This is a genomic window from Bifidobacterium simiarum, assembly GCF_002802905.1.
Classification (GTDB): Bacteria; Actinomycetota; Actinomycetes; order Actinomycetales; family Bifidobacteriaceae; genus Galliscardovia; species Galliscardovia simiarum.
Genome location: NZ_PEBK01000001.1, coordinates 304,098 through 324,381, shown reverse-complemented (window position 1 = coordinate 324,381; position 20,284 = coordinate 304,098). Strand labels below are relative to the sequence as shown.

Here is a 20,284-nt window from a genome sequence, read left to right as displayed (position 1 = left end):
GCGGATCGTCCGCGATCCGCAAACGACCCGCAAATACGGTGATGGCCGTGTCCCGCATACGTTCGGGGCACGGCCATCACCGGTTGTATCGGCCATATCGGCTGCTGTTCTGCTTTTCTACTTCCCCTGTTTTCCCTGTTCGCTCTGGCGTTCGCGTTCCTGCTGACTACGCAGCTCCCTGATCGCGTTTTCGAAATCCTCGAGGTTGTTGAATTCCTGATACACGCTGGCGAATCGCATGTAGGCCACCTCGTCCAGATCACGCAGGGGCTTGAGGATCGCGCGGCCCACATCCTCCGAGGGAATCTGGGCGAGACCGCGGGAGCGCAGATCCTCCTCGACCTTCTGCCCGAGCTGCTTGAGATCCTCCTCACGGATCGGACGACCCTGGCATGCCTTGCGTACGCCGGTGATGACCTTGTCGCGGTCGAACGGCTCGACGTTGCCCGAGCGCTTGATCACCATCAGCGTGGCCGTTTCGACGGTGGTGAACCGTCTGGAGCATTTCGGGCACACGCGTCTACGGCGTATCGCGTAGCCGTCCTCCCCCACTCGGGTATCGACCACCTTGGTATCCGGATTCTGACAGAAAGGGCAATGCATATGCCCCACACTACCGGGCCGTGAAGAAAACACGCTACCGGACCGGCACAACGAGGCGCTGACCGGTCTGCAACGCATAGGAATCCAGATGATTGAGATCCCTGAGCTCCTCGACCGTGGCCGAGACGTCCCCTCCCTTCGGCGTGATGGTCATGGCATACGACCACAGCGTGTCGCCCGGACGAACTACGTAGCTGGTCACCGCCGTCGGACCGGAGGCCGAATCCGCGGGCATGGCCGGGACGATCGCCGATCCCACCGCCCAGGCCAGCATGAGAGCCAGCACGGCGACCGTCACCTTTCCCCGCAGAGTCAGGCGCATCGTCGTATGGCGGCGTGCCGACGACCGGTGATGCCTCCTCGCATCGCCCGGCATTCCCGCATCGCCCGGCATTCCCGCATTGCCCGATATTCTCAGAACACCCGATGTTCCCGTATCACCTGCAATGGCAGGCATTGTCTCATGCAGCGTCCGAATCATATCGACCACTCCTTTCGAACAAACGTTCTATCGAACGGATGTTTCAACATCATACAGATGTTCGAATCGATGCGCAACCCACCATCGAACAGATGTTTGATCATTGCCAGTTTTCACGCTACAGTGGTACAGAACGAAAGGAGTCGCCGTGAACACCACCCCATCGCCCTCGAAAACCGGCCAGTCGGACGACGGGGCCGAGTCCACGCTGACCCCACGCCAGCGGGACGTGCTCTCGGCCATCCGCCGGCATGTTCGGGAACGCGGGTTCGCCCCGTCGTTCAGGGAGATCGGCACCGCCGTCGGTCTGAAGAGCCCGTCGTCGGTCAAGCATCAGTTGCAGGTGCTGGAGGAGAAGGGGTTCATCCGCATCAGCGCCAACAAGGGACGGGCCATCGAGCTGCTGGGACACGCACACCCGGGCCTGGCGGAGGCCGACGGCCGGAACGTGCCTGAGGTCGGAGTGGCGGATTCGACGGTCGTCCGGTTCCCCGTGACCGGCACGTTCGGCGGCGACGGGACCGATGACGCCCTGTCGCGCTCCCATGACATTCCTCTGGTCGGCCGGATCGCGGCCGGCGCGCCGATCACGGCCGAGCAGCATGTCGACGACGTGATGCGGCTGCCGGAGCGCCTGACCGGCAACGGCCATCTGTTCATGCTGGAGGTGCATGGCGATTCCATGGTGGATGCCGCCATCTGCGACGGTGATTTCGTGGTGGTCAGGGAGCAGCACACCGCGGTCAACGGCGAGATCGTCGCGGCGCTGCTTGACGGCGAGGCCACGGTGAAGACCTTCCGGCAGGAGAAGGATCATGTGTGGCTTATTCCACACAATCCCGCCTACTCCCCCATCGACGGCAGCAACGCCACGATCATGGGCAAGGTGGTCACCGTCCTGCGCAAGCTGTAGTCCTTGCGGTCTGCCGTCCCAGCAAACCGCCTCCCCGGCAGATCGTGCTTCCAGCACCGCCAAAATTTGTTATCATTTCGAGACCCCGTCGTCTCATCACCTATTCCACGATGCGAACACCCGAGGTCCGGCCCGTAAAAGAAAACCCTACGCCGCATAGCGGTCGTGGGGACCAAGGCCAAAAAATGGCGTCGATGCGTGCAGCCTCTAGGCGCGCCCTCGAGGACACCAAGTCCCGCCCCCAAATAAAACGAAGCCCCACGCTGCGCAGCAGTCGTGGGGGGGCCACCTTCATCCGGATAAAACGGAGCCCTACGCGTGTGTCCGCAAGGCGCGGGAACCGAAGGCGTACAAAGGTACGTCGAGGTTCCCGCAACGCAGCGGACACTCCGTAGGGCTACGTTTTATCAGAAGCCGAACTGGGCGGCGGTCTGCTTCAGCGTCTCGGCCGAACGCTTGAGGGCCGCGAGCTCGCCGTCGGAGACGGGGGTGTTGATGTGGGTGTTGACGCCCTGACGGTTGAGGACGGAGGGGACGGACATGCACACGTCGGAGATGCCGTGGAAGTCGTCGAGGAGGGAGGAGACGGGGAGGATGCGGTTGGAATCCTTGAGGATGGATTCGATGATGTCGACGCCGGACATGGCGATGGCGTAGTTGGTGGCGCCCTTGCCTTCGATGATGCGGTAGGCGGCGTTCTTGACTTCCTGGTGGATCTGCTCGCGCTTGGCGGCGTCGAGCGGCTCGTGGCCGGGGAGTTCCTTCCAGTCGCACATGGGGACGCCGCCGATGGTGGCGGAGGACCAGAGCGGGACTTCGGAGTCGCCGTGTTCGCCGGCGATGTAGGCGTGGACGTTCTTGACGTTGACGCCGGTCTGCTGGGCGATGAGGAAGCGGAGGCGGGCGGAGTCAAGGTTGGTGCCGGAGCCGAAGATCTGGTTGGCGGGCAGGCCGGAGAGCTTCATGGAGACGTGGGTGACGATGTCCACGGGGTTGGTGACGAGCATGTAGATGGCGTTGGGGGCCACGTTGACGACACCGGGGATGATGGACTTCATGATGTTGATGGTGGCGCCGGCGAGGTCGAGTCGGGACTGGCCGGGCTTCTGGCGGGCTCCTGCGGTGATGACGACGACGTCGGCATCACGGCAGATTTCGACGTCGTCGGAACCTTCGATGGAGACCGTGGGGTAGAAGCTGGATCCGTGCTGCATGTCGAGGACTTCGGCTTCGACGCGCTTGGCGGCGATGTCCTCGAGCACGATCTGTCGTGCCACGCCGCGCTGGGCGGCGGCGAAGGCCATGGTGGAGCCGACAGCGCCTGCGCCGATGATCGCAAGCTTCGTGGGACGAATCGATGATTCTGCCATAAAGGCACCTCTCTCTGAGATTACTCCAATTGCGGCATTCTTAAGCCAAACTTCGGCTACACTATATCTTCACCTTGTGACGAGGCGAGCGGCGTTGAATCCGAAGGCAACAATAGGCAACCACTGGTTGCCGACATGTGGGTGCGGATGGTGTCGCGCGCGGGGAGTGTCGTCACTCGCGCGGCGTGGCCGGGGCCGTGTGCGAGACCGGGATCTTGTCCGCGGCACCAGCGGCCCCAGCGGCATCCACGGCATCCACAGCATCCGCATCCATGTCATCCACGGCATCCTCATCATCCGTGTCGATGGAGCGGTCGACGATGCGGGCGGCGAGGTGGTCGTCCACGTCGGCCTCCACGTAGACGCCGTCGGGGCGGTAGTCCACGAGGGTGACGATGCCGTATTCGCGGACGGCCGAGACCAGGGCGCCGGCGTCGTAGGGCAGCAGGGCCTTCACATGCACGTCGGGGATGGGCAGCAGGGATTCGACGGCATGCCGCAGAGCATCCACGCCGTCGCCGGTCGCCGCGGAGACGAGGAAGGCCGAGGGATCCAACTCGGTGAGCCGTTCGCGGGTGACGGTGCCGATCATGTCGGTCTTGTTGAAGGCCAGGATCCTCGGGATGCCTTCGGCGCCGTCGATGTCGGCGAGCACGTCGTTGACCGCGTCGATCTGGGCGAACGGATCGGGGTGGGAGGCGTCGACGACGTGCAGGATCACGTCGGCCTCGCCGACCTCCTCCAGCGTGGATTTGAAGGCTTCGACGAGCTGGGTGGGCAGCCGGCGCACGAATCCGACGGTGTCCACGTAGGTGTAGAGACGCCCGTCGGCGGTTTTCGCGCGGCGCACGGCGGTGTCCAGCGTGGCGAACAGCGCGTTGCCGACGAGTTCGGCGGATCCGGTGAGCCGGTTGGTGAGCGACGACTTGCCGGCGTTGGTGTATCCGACCACGGCCACGGACGGCATGCCGTGGCGTCGGCGGGAGCCGCGCTTGACCTCGCGCGCCGGGGCCATCTGCGCGATCTGCCGGCGCAGACGGGCCATGCGGCTGCGGATCACGCGACGGTCCATTTCGATCTGGGTTTCGCCGGGGCCTCGGGAGCCGATGCCGCCGTTCTGCCCGGCGGCCTGTCCGCCGGCCTGACGGGACAGCGATCCGCCCCATCCGCGCAGTCGGGGCAGCATGTATTCGAGCTGGGCGAGCTCCACCTGCGCCTTGCCTTCGCGGCTGGTGGCGTGCTGGGCGAAGATGTCGAGGATCACGGCGGTGCGGTCGACGACCTTGACCTTGGCCACGTCCTCGAGTCCGCGTCGCTGCGAGGGCGGCAGGTCGGCGTCAACGACGATCGTGTCGGCGTCGAGCTGCTCGACGATCCTCGCGATCTCCTTGGCCTTGCCGGAGCCGACGTAGGTGGCGGAGTCGGGGCGCAGACGATGCTGCAGCAGACCGTCCATCACCTCGGCGCCGGCGGTCTGGGCGAGGGCGGCGAGCTCCCTGAGGGATTCCTCGGCTCGGGTCTGCGTGGTCTCCATGCTCGACCAGACGCCCACGAGCACCACGCGTTCGAGTCGCACCTGACGGTATTCGACTTCGGTGACGTCCTGCTTCTCACCAAGGCCGAGGACGTGCTTGAGTGCGTTGCGCGATTCGCGCTCCTGCCATTCCTGCCCGCCGGGGGCGTTGGCCATGCCGGCGTCGTCCTGAAGCACCTCGGAGTGCTCGGCGAGCACATCGGGGGTCTCCCCGAGCGCCTCCTCGCCCGTCGCCTGCTTCCACTGGTCGGTATTGTCGGTATTGGTAGTAGTCACTGACACCTCTCGAACGCTGTTCTATTCTGGCTACTTATTATCATCGTGGAAGACGACAACGAACCCAAGGATTCCAAGGAGCGTGCATGGCCAACCGGAGCAATGAGACGAGTCAGGGCAACGAACAGTACTTTTCGGCGAACCCGTCATCCGAGGACGTGCGGCGTACGCTGCATGTGACGCTGCGCGGACGCGAAGCCGACGTGGAGGTGTCCAACGGCGTCTTCTCGTCCGGCCGTCTTGATCTCGGCACGTCGGTGCTGCTGCGGCATGTCCCCGATCCGGCGTCGGCCGGGAAGGAGACTCCCCACGCCTTTCTCGATCTGGGATGCGGCTGGGGACCGATCACCCTGGCGCTCGCCGAAGCGGATCCCAGGGCCGAGGTGTGGGCGGTGGACGTCAACGACCGGGCGATCGCGCTGACGGCGAGCAATGCGACGGCGAACGGATACGGCAACGTACACGTCGGCCATCCCGAGGACGTGCCCGCGGATCTCCGGTTCGACACGATCTGGTCGAATCCCGCGATCCGTATCGGCAAGGAGGCGCTGCACGACATGCTGATGACGTGGCTGCCCCGTCTCGCACCGGGCGGCGAGGCGTATCTGGTCGTGCAGCGCAATCTCGGCTCCGATTCCCTGATGCGCTGGCTGGCCGACGCGCTGGGCGACGGTTTCTCGGTGGGCAAATACGCCAGCTCCAAGGGCTACCGTATCATTGAGATTTTGCGTAAATAACGACATCAATCACCGAAGCATCGCGGCGAGGGCCGTGATGAGGATGCAACGGGAACGGGACGTATGAGATTCGAGTATCCTTCCGAACTGCCGGTCAGTGCGGCCAAAGACGAGATCGCCGAGGCGGTGCGCCACCATCAGGTGGTCATCGTCTCCGGCCAGACCGGTTCCGGCAAGACCACGCAGCTTCCCAAGATCCTGCTGGAGATGGGCAGGGGCACGCACGGCCATCAGATCGTGCACACGCAGCCGAGGCGCATCGCCGCGAGGACCGTGGCGGAGCGCATCGCCTCGGAGATGGGCGTGCGTCTGGGCGACGAGGTGGGTTTCCAGGTGCGGTTCACCGACGAAAGCTCGCCGAAGACCCGTCTGCGCGTGGTGACCGACGGCATTCTGCTCGCGCAGATCCAGCGGGACCCGAATCTGAGCGCCTACGACACGATCATCATCGACGAGGCGCATGAGCGCAGTCTCAACATCGATTTCCTGCTGGGATATCTCACGGCGCTGCTCCCCCGCCGCCGGGATCTGAAGCTCATCATCACGTCCGCGACGATCGACTCGGTGAAGTTCCAGGAGCATTTCGCCGACGCCCTGCATGAGAAGGTGCCGGTGATCGAGGTGTCCGGCCGGACCTACCCGGTGCAGATCGTCTACGAGCCGCTGGGGTCCGGCCCCGCACTCATGCGGTACGTGCCCGGCTTCGAGGATGCGCACGACGACGAGGATGACGACGACTCCATCGACATGCCGACCGCCGTGGCCCGTGCCTGCGCGGAGCTGGTGATCCACTCCTCGCATGAGAGCGGCCCGCGCGACATTCTGGTGTTCGCGGCCGGCGAGCGCGACATCCATGACTTCGAGTCGTCGCTGCGCCGGCATTTCGGCCAGCGGTGCGTGGACATGCGCCGCGGCGATGCGATCGAGATCCTGCCGCTGTTCGCCAGATTGTCGGCCAAGGAACAGCATCGCGTGTTCGAGCCGCATGCGCATCAGCGCATCGTGCTGGCCACGAATGTGGCGGAGACGTCGCTGACGGTGCCGGGCATCCGCTACGTGGTCGATCCGGGTACCGCCCGTATCTCCCGGTATTCGAAGGCGGCGAAGGTGCAGCGTCTGCCGATCGAGCCGATCAGTCAGGCGAGCGCCGATCAGCGCAGCGGCCGGTGCGGCCGTATCGCCGACGGCATCGCGATCCGTCTGTATGACCGTACGGATTACGAGACCCGCCCCCGTTTCACCGAACCGGAGATCCTGCGTACCGCGTTGGCGTCGGTGGTGCTGCACATGCTGTCGGTGGGGGTGGCCCGGACCGTGTCGGACGTCACGGATTTCGGGTTCATCGATCCGCCGGACACCAAGGCCGTAACGAACGGCTTCAACGATCTGGTCGAGCTTCGGGCGATCTCCCGTTCGCATGGCGACGCGAAGCTGACCCGCATCGGCCGTCAGCTGGCCCGTCTGCCGATCGACGTACGTCTGGCCCGCATGGTGATTCAGGCGTCGCATGACACGCCGAACACGCTGGCGGCGATTCTGGTGATCGTGGCGTTCCTCAGTCTGCAGGATCCGCGCGAACGTCCGGAGGACAAGCGCGACGAAGCCGATCGCATCCATAACCGGTATGCGGATCAGTCCAGTGATTTCCTGACGGCGCTCAACGTGTGGGACCGGTTCTTCCAGGCGGACGGCGAAACGTCGAATTCCGCGCTGCGCAAGGCGTGTAAGGCGGAGTTCATGAACTATCCGCGTATGCGTCAGTGGCGGGATCTGTACCGTCAGCTGCGGCAGATGTGCCGTGAGCTCAAATTCGAGGTCGGCGAGCCGCTGCCGTCGAACCGTCCGGAGCTGGCGGTGCGGCAGCTGCCGCTGAACCAGCAGGCGGCGCATTCGCTGGTCTGCTCGTGGGATTCGACGGGCATTCACAAGGCCATGCTGTCCGGTCTGCTCTCCAGCATCGGCATGCAGCAGGTGCGTGAGCCGAAGGCTTCGGATTTCGCGGGTCTGCATGGGCCGGCGAAGGCGAAGGCGATGCGTATGGCTGCCAAGCGCGCCCGGAACGAGTATCTGGGTTCGCGCGGCACACATTTCGCGCTGTTTCCGGCGTCGGCCGTGGCGAAGAGCACGCCGCAGTGGGTGATGGCCGCGGAACTGGTGGAGACGTCTCGGCTGTGGGCGCGATCCTCGGCGGCGATCGATCCGGCGTGGGCGGAGCCGTTGGCGGGCAGTCTGACGCGTACCACGTATGCCGAGCCGCATTGGTCGGCGTCGAAGGGCGCGGCCGTGGCGAGCGCGAAGATCCTGCTGTACGGCCTGCCGATCGTGCAGGACCGTCCGGTGCTGTGGGGCCGGATCAACCCGGTTGAGGCCCGTGACTTCCTGATCCGTCAGGGTCTGGTGGCCGGTGAGGTGCAGCAGCGGTTCCCGTATGACGATTTCATCGACGACAACCGGGCGGTGCTCGAGGAGGCCGACGAGGAAACGAGCCGCACCCGGCAGGCGGCCGATCGGCTGACCGATGAGGATCTCGTCGACTTCTACGATCATGTGCTGCCCGCCGATATCACGTCGATGGCGGCGTTGGGCTCGTGGTGGCGGCATCATCATGACGAGAACCCCGATCTGCTGCGGTTCGACCCGGAGAAGGTGGAGCGTCTGCAGACCGCGGACGAGGTGAATCTCGACGATTATCCGGACCACTGGCACACGTTGGGCTCGGATGGCACGCCGATCGATCTGAAGCTGACGTACGTCTATGATCCGCATGCCGACAACGACGGCGTCACCGTGCATGTGCCACTGAAGTTCCTCTCGCGGATCTCCCCGGAGCAGTTCACGTGGATCGTGCCGGGACTGTTGGACGAGCTGATCGTGACGACGATCAAGTCACTGCCGAAGGCGCTGCGCGTGCAGTTCGTGCCGGCGCCGGATACCGCGAGGGCGATGCGGGCGTGGATCGACGAGCATTATCCGCAGCTTCCCGGTTCGGGCGAGCGCGGGCATCCCGCGCAGGCGCCCGCCGATCCGTCGACGGGGGCCGCTCGCTGGCCTGATTTCGCCCATGTGTTCACACAGGCGGCGATCGCCGTGGTCGGCGCGCAGCTGCATCCGGAAGTGTTCGGCAAGGAGCAGCTGGAGCGGCTGCCGAAGCATCTGAGGATGACGTTCTCGGTGGAGAAGCCGGTGGCGTCCGGCCGTGGCTCGCGACGCGGACGGGGTTCGGGCCGCGGGCGCGCCACGCGCATGACCGTGGTGGGTTCGGGCAAGTCGCTGGCGGATCTGCAGCGTCGGTTCGCCGAGCAGGCAGCCGAATCGGCCCGGGCGACGGTGAACCGTCAGGCGGAGCGTGCCGTCGATGAGGGCCGTGTGGTGCAGTCGGCGAATCTGCTGCATCGGGCCGGAGCCACCACGGTGTCCCGCGCCGATATGCTGTGGCGTGCCGCGTTGGATGCGCTACGCCTGCCCACGGAAAGGGTGTCCTCGCGCTGGCTGGGAGCCGAGGCGCTGATGCTGGCGTCCGCGCCGTATGCCGACACCGCGTCGCTGGTGGAGGATCTGCAGATGGCCGCGGTCAAGCGTCTGCTGCCCGCCATCGACCGGATCGGCGACGATGCGCAGCTGGCGGATGCGGTCAGCGACGTGATGCAGGTGTATGAGGATACGGTGTATCAGGTGGCGCATGACGTGATCGCGATCCTGAAGCGGTTCGCCGAGGTGGAGAAGGCCGTCGGCGGCCCGGCGTCGCTACCGTTGCTGGCGGTGCTGCAGTCGATCCGCGAACATGCGGCGTCGCTGGTGAAGCCGGGCTTCATCGCCGCCGCTCCCCCGGATGCGCTGCGTTCGATGGACCGGTATCTGCACGCGGATCTGCTGCGTCTGGAGAAGGCGAAGTCGGACAAGTCCCGTGACGTGAACTGGGCCTGGCAGGCGGACGAGGCGAAGCAGCTGGTGGACAAGGCGCTGAAGTCCGCGGGCGAGCTGCCGGCCGGTCCCCGTCATGACGAGAGGATGGCGAAGGCCGTGGATGCGCGGTGGATGCTGGAGGAGTTCTATGTGTCGCTGTGGGCGCAGGAGCTCGGCACTCCTCGACCGGTGAGTCTCAAGCGCATCGTCAAGGCGATGAAGGGCTGACCGGGCGGATTTGCCGGGATATGGTTCGGGGGTGGGACGCGGATTTATGACTCCGCATCCCACCCCTGAATCGTAGGGACGGCGGCCGGTTCAGCGGCGGCCGATGTCGTGACGCAGCGCCCGCGAGACGTTGCTGTGGTGGTGGGAGTGCTGGTCGTTCATGACGGCGAAGTTGATGCCGATGAGCAGTCCGCCTCCGACGAAGTTGCCAAGGATGACCACGATGATGGCGAGGACCTCCATAAGCGGGTCGCCCACGCCGAACAGGCCCATGATGAGGAAGAGCACGGAGTCGGCGACGGAGTGTTCGAAGCCGAGGTAGGCGAAGACGAACACGGCGACCATCATGATGATGCACTTGGTGAAGTCGTTGACGATCTTGCCGTTGTAGCACATAAGCATGGCGATGTTGATGCAGAAGTTGCAGAAGATGGCGCGCACGAACAGGTCGGCGACGCCGAAGGCGCCCTGGGTCAGGTAGCCGGTCTTGGTGGCGACGGCGGTGGCCATGACCTGGTAGACCTCGCCGCTGACGATGGTGGACGAGCGCATGAGCAGGGCGACGACGAGGCCGCCAAGCAGGTTGCCGATGAGGCACAGGCCGAGGATGCGCAGGCTGTGCAGCCAGCTGATGCGCTTGTGGTAGACGCCGATGGACACGATCATCATGTTCGAGGTGAGCAGCTCGGAGTTGGTGTAGTAGATCAGGACGAGCGCCCAGCCGAAGGTGCAGGCGCCGAGCACCTTGCCGGCGAGGGCCATGGCGGGTCCGGCGGTGGCGAAGGTGGCGGAGATGGTGAAGAACGCGGTGAAGAAGATGCCGACGAACAGGCCTGCCATGAGGGCTCGCTGCATGTATTTGCTGACGAGCCGGCCGGTCATGGTCTCCTTGCTGTTGAGGACGTCGAGCACGGTGGAGACGAAGATATTGCCGGGGAACAGCGGATGGAGCTTGGGGGCGGCGCCGAGCGGGGATGCCGGCGTGGCGGCCGCGGCCGGTGCGGCGTTTGCGGTCGCCGCGGTGTTGGCGGCGGTGTTGGCCGCGTCGGCGGCCGTGGCGGCGGCTGATGCGGCGGCCGCAGCGGCGGTGGCTGCGGCTGCGGCTGCGGCGGTGGCGGCGTCGGGCGTGGCGGCGGGCTGCGCCACCGGCTGGGCTGGTGACATCGGCTGCGCGGTGACGGACTGTTGGATCTGATCGGGATTCGAGGACATGGATCGCTCTCTCATTCTGAATGCTGAAAAACTGGATTCCCTCTATGTATGCCTTTTCACAGTAATTCAGAATGCGGCCCGGCGGTGTCATGTTGCCGTGAGATTCCCCACAAAAAAGACGTTCCATGGAGCGTTATCGATGTCGCGAATGACTCGACGTACCTTTGTACGCCTTCGTCCTCCGCGACATCGATACCACACGCATGGAACGTCTTTTTACCGGTTCGCGGCGGGATCCGGATGCCAGAGGATTCCTTCGTTCGGCACCTCATCAGTCAGCTACGCTGACAGCTTCCCCTCAAGGGGAAGCCAGAACAGGGAGGATTCACGCCACGCGTGCGGTATCGGACGTTGGAGGACGAAGGCGTACGGCGGTACGTCGAGTCCTCCATAGTCCGATAACGCTCCGTGGCGTGAATCCTACAGCCTTGGGAGGTAGTGCTTGAGCTCGTAGGGGGTAACCTGCATCCGATAGTCCTCCCATTCCTTGCGCTTGTTGCGCAGGAAGTAGCGGAAGGCGTGTTCGCCGAGGACGTCGGCGACGAAGTCGGATTTGGCCATGATTTTCAGGGCGGTGTCGAGGGAGTCGGGGAGGGGTTCGATGCCCATGGCCTGACGTTCCTCGTCGGTGAGCTCCCAGACGTCGTCACTGGTGGGTTCGCCGAGGACCATCTGCTTGTCGATGCCGTCGAGGCCGGCGGCGAGGAGCAGGGAGTAGGCGAGGTAGGGGTTGGTGACGGGGTCGAGGGCGCGGAATTCCATGCGGGCGGAGTTGCCTTTGCCGGGCTTGTACTGCGGCACGCGGAGGAGGGCGGAGCGGTTGTTGTGGCCCCAGCAGATGTAGCTGGGGGCTTCGTTGCCGCCCCAGAGGCGCTTGTAGGAGTTGACGAACTGGTCGCATACGGCGGTGATTTCGGCGGCATGGTAGAGGATGCCGGCGGCGAACTGGCGCGCGGTGAGCGACATGTTGAACTCCTGGCCGGCTTCGTAGAAGGCGTTGGAGTCGCCTTCGAAGAGGCTGAGGTGGGTGTGCATGCCGGAGCCGGGCTGGTCGGCGAGCGGCTTGGGCATGAAGCTGGCGTGGATGCCGCGTTCGAGGGAGATTTCCTTGACGACGGTGCGGAAGGTCATGATGTTGTCGGCCATGGTGAGCGCGTCGGCGTAGCGCAGGTCGATCTCGTTCTGGCCGGGGCCGCCTTCGTGGTGGGAGTATTCCACCGAGATGCCCATCTGTTCGAGCATGTTGACGGTGGCGCGGCGGAAGTCCATGCCGGGGCTGCGGGGGACGTGGTCGAAGTAGCCGCCTTCGTCGACGGGCTTGGGGGTGAGTGACCAGTCATCCTGCATTTCGAAGAGGTAGAACTCGATTTCGGGATGGATGTAGAAGGTGAAGCCCTTTTCCTTGGCCTTGGCAAGGGTGCGCTTGAGGACGTGTCGGGGGTCGCCGAGGCTGGGCTCTCCTTCGGGGGTGAGCACGTCGCAGAACATGCGGGCGGTGCCTTGGGGGCCTCCGCGCCAGGGCAGGATCTGGAAGGTGGAGGGGTCGGGCTTGACGATCATGTCGTCTTCGGAGACGCGGGTGAGGCCTTCGATGGCGGATCCGTCGAAGCCCAGTCCTTCCTCGAATGCGGCTTCCAGTTCCGCCGGTGCGATGGCGACGGACTTGAGGGTTCCGAGCACGTCGGTGAACCATAGTCGAATGAAGCGCACGTCGCGTTCTTCGACCGTGCGCAGGGCAAACTCTTGCTGTCTATCCATAGGAGCCTATGGTTTCATGACTTTATTTCATGCATCGTTAACAGAAGCCGTGCGTGTCGCGAGTCTGACGGCGATGGGCCGTTCGGTGGGGTATGTTTGATTGCGGCAGTTTTGCAGTTGTCCGACAACACAGGAAAGTTTGGGGCATGAAACGCGAAGGCACAATGCGTGGGACTACGACGTCACGACCGCAATCCGGGGAGCCGCCGGTCGTTCTCGACTGGGTTGAGGCCACGAATCCGAAGGACCGGGTGCTGATGGGCACGATCGCAAGGAGGCGGGCTCCGCTGGGCGATCATGCCATCTGGCATCCGCGGCCGAAGCGGACGGAGAAGATCGATCTGCTTGAGGAGCAGTCGGCGATCCGCGTGCAGGAGCTGATCCCGCTGCGGTACGCGCGCATGAGCGTATCGCCGTTCACGTTCTACCGGGGTACGGCGCTGATCATGGCGTCGGATCTGGCGACCACGGCGGTCAGCGGCATTCCGGTGCAGTGCGTGGGTGACGCGCATATCGCGAATTTCGGCATTTTCATGTCGCCCACCCAGCATCTGGTGTTCGACATCAATGATTTCGATGAGACGCTGCCCGGACCGTGGGAGTGGGATGTGAAGCGTCTGGTGACAAGCGTGGAGATCTGCTCGCGCGATCGCGGGTTCGATGCGGCGACGCGCCGCAGGGCGGTGCAGGAGTGCATCCATTCGTATCACGAGTCGATGGATATGTTCGCGAAGATGGACAATCTCGACGTATGGTATGCGAATCTCGATGTGGAGAAGACGCTGCAGGAGTATTCGAAGAGCGGCATGCCCAGCAAGACGCTGCGCAAGGCGGTGCAGAAGGCGCTGTCGAAGGATTCGAACCATGCGGCGCAGAAGTTCGGCCAAATGGTCAAGGGCGAACCGAGGTTCCGTTCCGAGCCGCCCGAACTGGTGCCGATCGACGAGCTGACGGGGTACGATCTCGAGGGCCCGCTGGATGTGACGATCCGTACGCTGTTCGAGCGGTACAAGAACAATCTGTATGCGGATCGCCGTCAGGTGCTGGATTCGTATCACCGGTACCATGATGCGGCGCGCAAGGTGGTGGGCGTCGGCAGCGTGGGCACGCGCGTGTGGGTGATGCTGCTGTCGGGCCGTGACGTCAACGACGCGCTGGTGTTGCAGATCAAGGAGGCCGAGGAGTCGGTGCTGGAGCGGTTCGTCGGCCACAGCCGGTTCGCGACGCATGGCGAACGGGTGGTGCAGGGCCAGAAGGTGATCCAGACCACGTCGGATGTGCTGCTCGGGTGGACGAGCATGACCACGCCTGAGGGGCTTCGCAAGGATTACTATGTGCGTCAGCTGTGGAACGGCAAGGGGTCGATCGATCTTGACCATGCCGGCAAGGAGGGCATCATCAATACGGCCCGTATGAGCGCGTGGGCGCTGGCCCATGCCCATGCCCGGACCGGGGACGCGATCGCGATCAGCGCGTACATGGATCATGGCGAGATCTTCGACAACGCCATCGTGTCGTTCGCCAAGCAGTATGCGGACCAGAACGAGCTAGACTATCAGGTCTTCATGGACGCCATCAAGTCGGGCCGTCTGCCCTGTGCCAAGTAGGTCCGGCACGAAGTAAGCCAGCCGGATATCGATCGAGCCGGTCGGGTGAGACAACCATCATCGTCTCGCCCGACCGGCTCGATTCGTCGTGGGCCGTGGATCAGCGCATCAACGGAAAGCTTTAGGCTCCGGCGACCTCAAGGGCCTCCTCGAGAGTGAAGGCGCGGGCATAAAGGGACTTGCCGAGGATGGCTGAGTCCACGCCGAGACCTTCGAGCTTCCTGATGGCGCGCAGGTCATCGAGGCTGGCGATGCCGCCGGATGCGGTGACCTTGGCGTCGGTGCGTTCGGCGACCTCGCGCAGCAGATCGATGTTCGGTCCGCTCATCATGCCGTCGCGGGCCACGTCGGTGACGACGTACCGCGAGCAGCCGGCGTCGTCGAGGAACTTCATGGTTTCGAAGAGGTCGCCGCCCTCCTTGACCCAGCCTCGCGCGGCGAGGATGTGGCCGCGGACGTCGAGGCCGACGGCCACGCGGTCGCCGTACCGCTTGATCACGGCGGCGGTCCACTCGGGATTCTCCAGGGCGGCGGTGCCGATGTTCACGCGGGCGGCGCCGGCGTCGAGCGCGGCGTCCAGCGAGGCGTCGTCCCGCACGCCGCCGCTCATCTCGATGTTCACCCTGTCGCCGAGTTCGCCGACGATGTCGCGCAGCTGGGCGCGGTTGTCGCCCGTGCCGAACGCGGCGTCGAGATCGACCAGATGGATCCATTCGGCACCGGATTCCACCCAGGTGCGGGCGGCCTCGAGCGGGCTGCCGTAATCGGTTTCGGATCCGGATTCGCCCTGACGCAGACGAACGGCCTTGCCATCGCGCACGTCGACGGCGGGAAGAAGGGTAAGCATGTTGGTTTCCTTTCACCGGAAATAATGGGACGATGACGGGTGAGGATGGCCGACGGTCATGACCTGTACCATGTCAGGCACCTCATCCGACCGGCTGACGCCGGCCACCTTCCCCTTGAGGGGAAGGCAATATGGCACGAATCAGAACGTGCTGATCCAGTTGCGCAGCAACCGGGCTCCCGCCTGGGCGGATTTTTCGGGATGGAACTGGGTGGCGACGAGCGGGCCTTGTTCCACCGCGGCGACGAACCGGCTGCGCCCGTACTCGCACCACGTCACCTTCCGGTCGTATGCGGCGAGGAGGTCGGCATGCGGCGCCTCATCGCTCGGGTCGGTCACCCCGTAGGAGTGCACGAAGTAGAACCGCTCCCCCGCCACGCCGTCGAGCAGACGGGAGTCGGCCGGGGCCTCGACGGTGTTCCATCCCATGTGGGGCACCACGTCAGCATCGAGCTGGCCCACGGTGCCGCCGATCAGTCCGAGACCGTCGGTTTCGGTGCCGCCTTCCAGACCGTGCGCGAACATGACCTGCAGTCCCACGCACACGCCCATCACCGGCCTGCCGTCCCTGAGCCGATCATAGATCACTCGATCGCCTCCCACGGTCTTCAGTCCCTCCACGCAGGCGGCGAACGCGCCCACGCCGGGGACCACGAGCCCGTCGGCGTCGAAGGCCTGACGGTAGTCGCTGGTCAGCGTCACATCGATGTCGAGGTTCGCCAGCGCGCGAACCATGGATCGCACATTGCCGAATCCGTAGTCAAAGACCACCACAGAGGTCATTGATCCGCCTTTCCTCGTTGCGTTGCGGGCCGACGGCGACGCCGACCCGCTCGTTCATCACCGCTGCCGAGTGTATCGATCATCGGTTACGGACGGTGTCATCAGTCCACCGTCATCGGTCCGTATCGGACCGCATCAGTCCACCGCGGAGCCGCGGGTCGAGCCGCCGCGGCCGAACCGGGTATGGCCGGCGATCACCTTCAGCGCGGCCTCGCGCTCCATGGCGCCCGAATCCACGACGTCGAGCCCCTGGGCCTTGAGCTCGTCCACCGTGGTGGTGCCGATGAGCAGGTCCTCGACGAACGGGGGCGTGGACATGAACAGCACGGGCGGCGCGAACTGCGAGCCGGGCTTGCCGTTGACGTACAGCGTGGCCTCGAGCTTGTCGGCGCGGTTCACCGCCAGCACCACCGAAAGTCCGGAGACCACGGTGGTCAGGTCCTTCGCCGCCGCTTCGGGACCGTCGCCGTTCACGTTGCGCAGCACCGCCACGGCGCCGTTCTCGTTGCCGACGCACTGGGCGGAGATGTCGGAGAGCTGGCAGAAGGCGGCGAGCAGGTCGGCGGCGCTCAGCTGGGTGATGAGCACCGCGGCCTTGGCCTTGTTGCCCAGCAGCCCCTGCAGTTCGGAGTCGAAGGAGTCGAAGTCGTTGAGATCGTCCTCGAATCCGGCGAGGGCCGCGTTGATCTCCTCCTCGCTGAAGGAGTCGGGGTCGCGGTCCTTGTCGGGCACGTTCGGATGCTGATCGTCGCTCATAGCGCTCCCTTGGTGCTGGGGATGCCGTCCACGCGCGGATCGGGCTCGATGGCGAAGCGCAGGGCCCGGGCCAGCGCCTTGAACTCGGCTTCGGCGATGTGATGCGGGTCCCGTCCGGCGAGCACCTGCAGATGCAGGCAGATGCCGGCGTGCAACGCGATGGATTCCATGACGTGCCTCACCAGCGATCCGGTGAAGTGGCCTCCCATCATGCAGTACTCGTAGCCGGCCGGCTCCCCGGAACACACCACGTAGGGGCGTCCAGAGATGTCGACCACGGCCTTGGCCAGCGCCTCGTCCAGCGGCACGGTGGCGTCGGCGAAGCGTCGGATGCCGCGTTTGTCGCCCAAGGCCTGCTTCAGCGCCTCGCCGAACACGATGGCCGTGTCCTCCACGGTGTGGTGCACGTCGATGTCGGTGTCCCCCGTGGCCTTGATGTCGAGGTCGATGAGCGAATGCTTGCCCAGCGCGGTCATCATGTGATTGTAGAACGGCACGGAAGTGTCGATGTCGGTTTTGCCCGTGCCGTCGAGGTTCAGGCTCAGGGTGATGTCCGATTCGCTGGTCTTCCTGTGAATGGTTGCGGTACGTGCCATGTCAGGCCTCCTTCTCGGCCAATGCGAGCACTTCGGCGAACGCGGCGCGGAACGTCGCCATCTCCTCGTCGGTGCCCATGCACACGCGCAGCCAGCCATCGGGGCCGACGTCGCGGATCAGCACGCCGCGGCGGAGCAGTTCGTTGAAGATGAAATCACGGTCGTCGAACAGACCGAAGTACACGAAGTTCGATTCCGAATGCGCCACGGTGAGGGGACGTCCCTTGTAGGTCAGTCCCTTCAGCCACGCCGCGGTGGCCTCGCGCGTCTCGCGCAGATGGGCGACCGTGCTCAGCTGTTCGTCGGTATGCTCCAGCGCGGCGAGGGCGGCGGCCTGCGTGACGGCGCTCAGATGGTACGGCATGCGTACAATGCGCATGGCGTCGACGATGCCCCGGTCGGCGGCGATGTAGCCGACGCGGGCGCCGGCGTAGGCGAACGCCTTGCTCATCGTGCGGCTCACGGCCAGATTCGGATGCTCGTCGATCAGCGTGACCGCGGAGGGCACGCCCGGCGTGCGGAATTCGACGTAGGCCTCGTCCACCACGAGGATCGGGTGGACGCCCTCGTCGGCGCCGTCGACCGAGGCCTGTTCGCAGGCGGCAAGCAGACGCTTGGTCTGGTCCATGGGCAGCGGCGTGCCGGTGGGGTTGTTCGGGCTGGTGACCAGCACCATGGCCGGCCTCACCTCGTTGATCGCGGCGATCGCGGCGTCGACGTCGAGCGTGAAGTCCTCGTTGCGCGGCACGGTGACCCACTGCGTGAAGGTGTCGCGGGCGTATTCGGGATACATCGAATACGTCGGCGCGAAGCCGAGCGCCTTGCGTCCCGGGCCGCCGAACGCCTGGAACAGCTGCAGCATGATCTCGTTGGAGCCGTTGGCCGCCCAGATCTGCTCGGGATCGAGACGGGTGTCGGACTCCTTGGCGAGGTAGTCGCTGAACGCGCGGCGGAGCGCCATATGCTCGCGGTCGGGGTACCGGTTGAGCGTGGGCGCGATCTGACGCACGCGCTCGGCGATGGTGTCGACCACGTCGGGGGCCGGCGGATACGGGTTCTCGTTGACGTTGAGGCAGACCGGAACGTCAAGCTGCGGGGCGCCGTAGGGCTCCTCGCCCTTCAGGTCGTTGCGCAGCGGCAGGCTGGCGGGAATGCTCATTTGAGACCGGCTTCCTTCTCCTGCTCGTCCAGCGTGGCCTTGTCGTACGGGTCCTTGACGAAGCGGGACAGCACGCACTCGCCGTGGGCGGGCAGGTCCTCGGAGACGGCGAACGCGTTGATGCGCGCGGCCAAGGCCTTGAGACCCTCCTCGTCGTATTCGATGACCTCGACCGGCTTCATGAAGGTGTGCACGCCGAGGCCGGCGGCGAAGCGGGCGGTGCCGCCGGTGGGCAGCACGTGGTTGGAGCCGGACATGTAGTCGCCCAGCGGCACCGGGGAGTACGGTCCACGGAAGATGGCGCCGGCGTTCTTGATGCGCTTGACGACCGCATCCGCGTCGGCGGTCTGGATCTCAAGGTGCTCGGCGGCGTACGCGTTGGCGGCGTCGATGGACTGGTCGAGTCCGTCGGTGAGCACGATCGCGGACTGGGTGCCGGACAGCGACGTGTGCACGCGCTCGGCGTGCTCGGTGCGCGGCACGCGGTAGTTCAGGTTCTCCTGCACCTTGTCGGCGAGCTCCGGGGAATCGGTGAACAGCACGGAGCCGGCGAGCTCGTCGTGCTCGGCCTGACCGATGAGGTCGGCGGCCAGCAGGCTCGGGTTGGCGTCCTTGTCGGCGATGATGCCGATCTCGGTGGGGCCGGCGACGGCGTCGATGCCCACGAACGCGGAGACGAGGGACTTGGCGGTGGCCACGAAGATGTTGCCCGGACCGGTGATCTTGTCGACCGGATCGCACAGCACATCGCCGTCCTGCGGCTCGCTGCCCTTGGCGCCGTAAGCAAACATGGCGATGGCCTGGGCGCCGCCGACGGCGTACACCTCGTCGACGCCGAGGATGGCGCAGGTGGCGAGGATGGTCTGGTTCGGCAGGCCCTCCGCGTTGTCGCGGGCGGGCGGGGTGGCGATGGCGAGCGATTCGACGCCCGCGGCCTGGGCCGGCACGGCGTTCATGATCACGGACGACGGGTAGACGGCCTTGCCGCCGGGCACGTAGAGGCCCACGCGCTGGATGGGGATCCAGCGTTCGGCCACGCGGGCGCCGGGGGCGAGATCGGTGTGGAAGTCCTTCGGCACCTGATTGGCGGCCACGGCGCGGGCGCGACGCACGGATTCCTCGATGGCGGCGCGCACTTCGGGGTCGAGCGTGTCGAGGGCGGCGGCGATGGCCTCCTTGGGCACGCGCAGGTTGGCGGGGCGCACGTGATCGAACTTCTCCTCGAAGTCGCGCAGGGCCGCAGCGCCGCGGGCCTTCACGTCGTCGAGGATCGGGCGGACGAGCTCGGTGGCCTCCTGGGTGCCCATCTGGGCACGCGGCATGGCCTCCAGCAGCTCGGCTCGGGTGAGGTTCTTTCCACGCAGATCGATGATGCGCATGATCTTCTCTTCAGTATTGGTCATACCTACCGATGGTAGAAAACCCGGGTGACAGATAATCCCATATTCCGCCTGCCGTCTCACACTTCGGAGCATCCGTGCGTCATCCGCCCGGTCGGACGGCGTTCGCGCCACCGACCGG

Annotated in this window: 16 protein-coding genes; 4 read left to right on the top strand and 12 right to left on the bottom strand. The window is 65.2% G+C overall.

Annotated features, from left to right (window positions below):
• Nucleotides 1-117: 117 nt before the first annotated feature.
• Nucleotides 118-603 (bottom strand): transcriptional regulator NrdR, encoded by a 486-nt coding sequence (nrdR, locus tag CSQ87_RS01165; protein WP_100512030.1) that lies wholly within the window; start codon nt 601-603, stop codon nt 118-120.
• 34 nt (nt 604-637) lie between these two features.
• Nucleotides 638-889 (bottom strand): LysM peptidoglycan-binding domain-containing protein, encoded by a 252-nt coding sequence (locus tag CSQ87_RS01160; RefSeq protein WP_243388781.1) that lies wholly within the window; start codon nt 887-889, stop codon nt 638-640.
• A gap of 343 nt (nt 890-1,232) precedes the next feature.
• Here CSQ87_RS01160 and lexA point away from each other — a divergent pair, with 343 nt between their 5' ends.
• A complete protein-coding gene (lexA, locus tag CSQ87_RS01155; protein ID WP_100512029.1) occupies nt 1,233-1,997 on the top strand; it encodes a transcriptional repressor LexA in 765 nt (254 codons plus the stop codon).
• Nucleotides 1,998-2,404: 407 nt separating this feature from the next.
• On the opposite strand, the gene CSQ87_RS01150 is transcribed toward lexA, so the two are convergent.
• Together CSQ87_RS01150 and hflX are read right to left on the bottom strand one after the other, a co-directional pair.
• Nucleotides 2,405-3,367 carry an L-lactate dehydrogenase gene (locus CSQ87_RS01150; RefSeq protein WP_100512028.1) on the bottom strand — a complete coding sequence of 321 codons (963 nt, stop codon included), beginning with the start codon at nt 3,365-3,367 and terminating at the stop codon, nt 2,405-2,407.
• Between the two features lie 172 nt (nt 3,368-3,539).
• Entirely contained in the window at nt 3,540-5,057 is a 1,518-nt protein-coding gene (gene hflX, locus CSQ87_RS01145; protein WP_100512220.1) for a GTPase HflX, read from the bottom strand.
• A 206-nt stretch (nt 5,058-5,263) separates the two neighbouring features.
• On the opposite strand from hflX, the gene CSQ87_RS01140 reads away from it, so the two are divergent.
• Together CSQ87_RS01140 and hrpA are read left to right on the top strand one after the other, a co-directional pair.
• Entirely contained in the window at nt 5,264-5,914 is a 651-nt protein-coding gene (locus CSQ87_RS01140) for a class I SAM-dependent methyltransferase (RefSeq protein WP_100512027.1), read from the top strand.
• Between the two features lie 63 nt (nt 5,915-5,977).
• On the top strand, nt 5,978-10,045 hold the full coding sequence (gene hrpA, locus CSQ87_RS01135) for an ATP-dependent RNA helicase HrpA (RefSeq protein ID WP_100512026.1): 4,068 nt from the start codon (nt 5,978-5,980) through the stop codon (nt 10,043-10,045).
• A gap of 90 nt (nt 10,046-10,135) precedes the next feature.
• Here hrpA and CSQ87_RS01130 read toward each other — a convergent pair whose 3' ends face one another.
• Both CSQ87_RS01130 and glnA read right to left on the bottom strand, forming a co-directional pair.
• Entirely contained in the window at nt 10,136-11,257 is a 1,122-nt protein-coding gene (locus tag CSQ87_RS01130; protein WP_243388780.1) for a formate/nitrite transporter family protein, read from the bottom strand.
• Nucleotides 11,258-11,677: 420 nt separating this feature from the next.
• Entirely contained in the window at nt 11,678-13,015 is a 1,338-nt protein-coding gene (gene glnA, locus CSQ87_RS01125; RefSeq protein WP_100512025.1) for a type I glutamate--ammonia ligase, read from the bottom strand.
• A 164-nt stretch (nt 13,016-13,179) separates the two neighbouring features.
• On the opposite strand from glnA, the gene CSQ87_RS01120 reads away from it, so the two are divergent.
• Nucleotides 13,180-14,622 carry a DUF2252 domain-containing protein gene (locus CSQ87_RS01120; protein WP_100512024.1) on the top strand — a complete coding sequence of 481 codons (1,443 nt, stop codon included), beginning with the start codon at nt 13,180-13,182 and terminating at the stop codon, nt 14,620-14,622.
• A 121-nt stretch (nt 14,623-14,743) separates the two neighbouring features.
• Here CSQ87_RS01120 and priA read toward each other — a convergent pair whose 3' ends face one another.
• From priA to hisD, 6 genes are all read right to left on the bottom strand, one after another.
• Complete coding sequence (gene priA / locus CSQ87_RS01115) at nt 14,744-15,469, bottom strand: bifunctional 1-(5-phosphoribosyl)-5-((5-phosphoribosylamino)methylideneamino)imidazole-4-carboxamide isomerase/phosphoribosylanthranilate isomerase PriA (RefSeq protein WP_100512023.1); 726 nt, start codon at nt 15,467-15,469, stop codon at nt 14,744-14,746.
• A gap of 141 nt (nt 15,470-15,610) precedes the next feature.
• Nucleotides 15,611-16,252 carry an imidazole glycerol phosphate synthase subunit HisH gene (hisH, locus tag CSQ87_RS01110; RefSeq protein WP_100512022.1) on the bottom strand — a complete coding sequence of 214 codons (642 nt, stop codon included), beginning with the start codon at nt 16,250-16,252 and terminating at the stop codon, nt 15,611-15,613.
• A gap of 135 nt (nt 16,253-16,387) precedes the next feature.
• Nucleotides 16,388-17,008, bottom strand: a complete 621-nt coding sequence (locus tag CSQ87_RS01105) for a hypothetical protein (RefSeq protein WP_100512021.1) — start codon at nt 17,006-17,008, stop codon at nt 16,388-16,390.
• Nucleotides 17,005-17,604 (bottom strand): imidazoleglycerol-phosphate dehydratase HisB, encoded by a 600-nt coding sequence (gene hisB, locus CSQ87_RS01100; protein WP_100512020.1) that lies wholly within the window; start codon nt 17,602-17,604, stop codon nt 17,005-17,007. Before hisB ends, CSQ87_RS01105 begins: the two co-directional genes overlap by 4 nt.
• Nucleotide 17,605: 1 nt before the next feature.
• Entirely contained in the window at nt 17,606-18,763 is a 1,158-nt protein-coding gene (locus CSQ87_RS01095; protein WP_100512019.1) for a histidinol-phosphate transaminase, read from the bottom strand.
• Entirely contained in the window at nt 18,760-20,166 is a 1,407-nt protein-coding gene (gene hisD / locus CSQ87_RS01090) for a histidinol dehydrogenase (RefSeq protein WP_341476076.1), read from the bottom strand. Before hisD ends, CSQ87_RS01095 begins: the two co-directional genes overlap by 4 nt.
• Nucleotides 20,167-20,284: the final 118 nt, after the last annotated feature.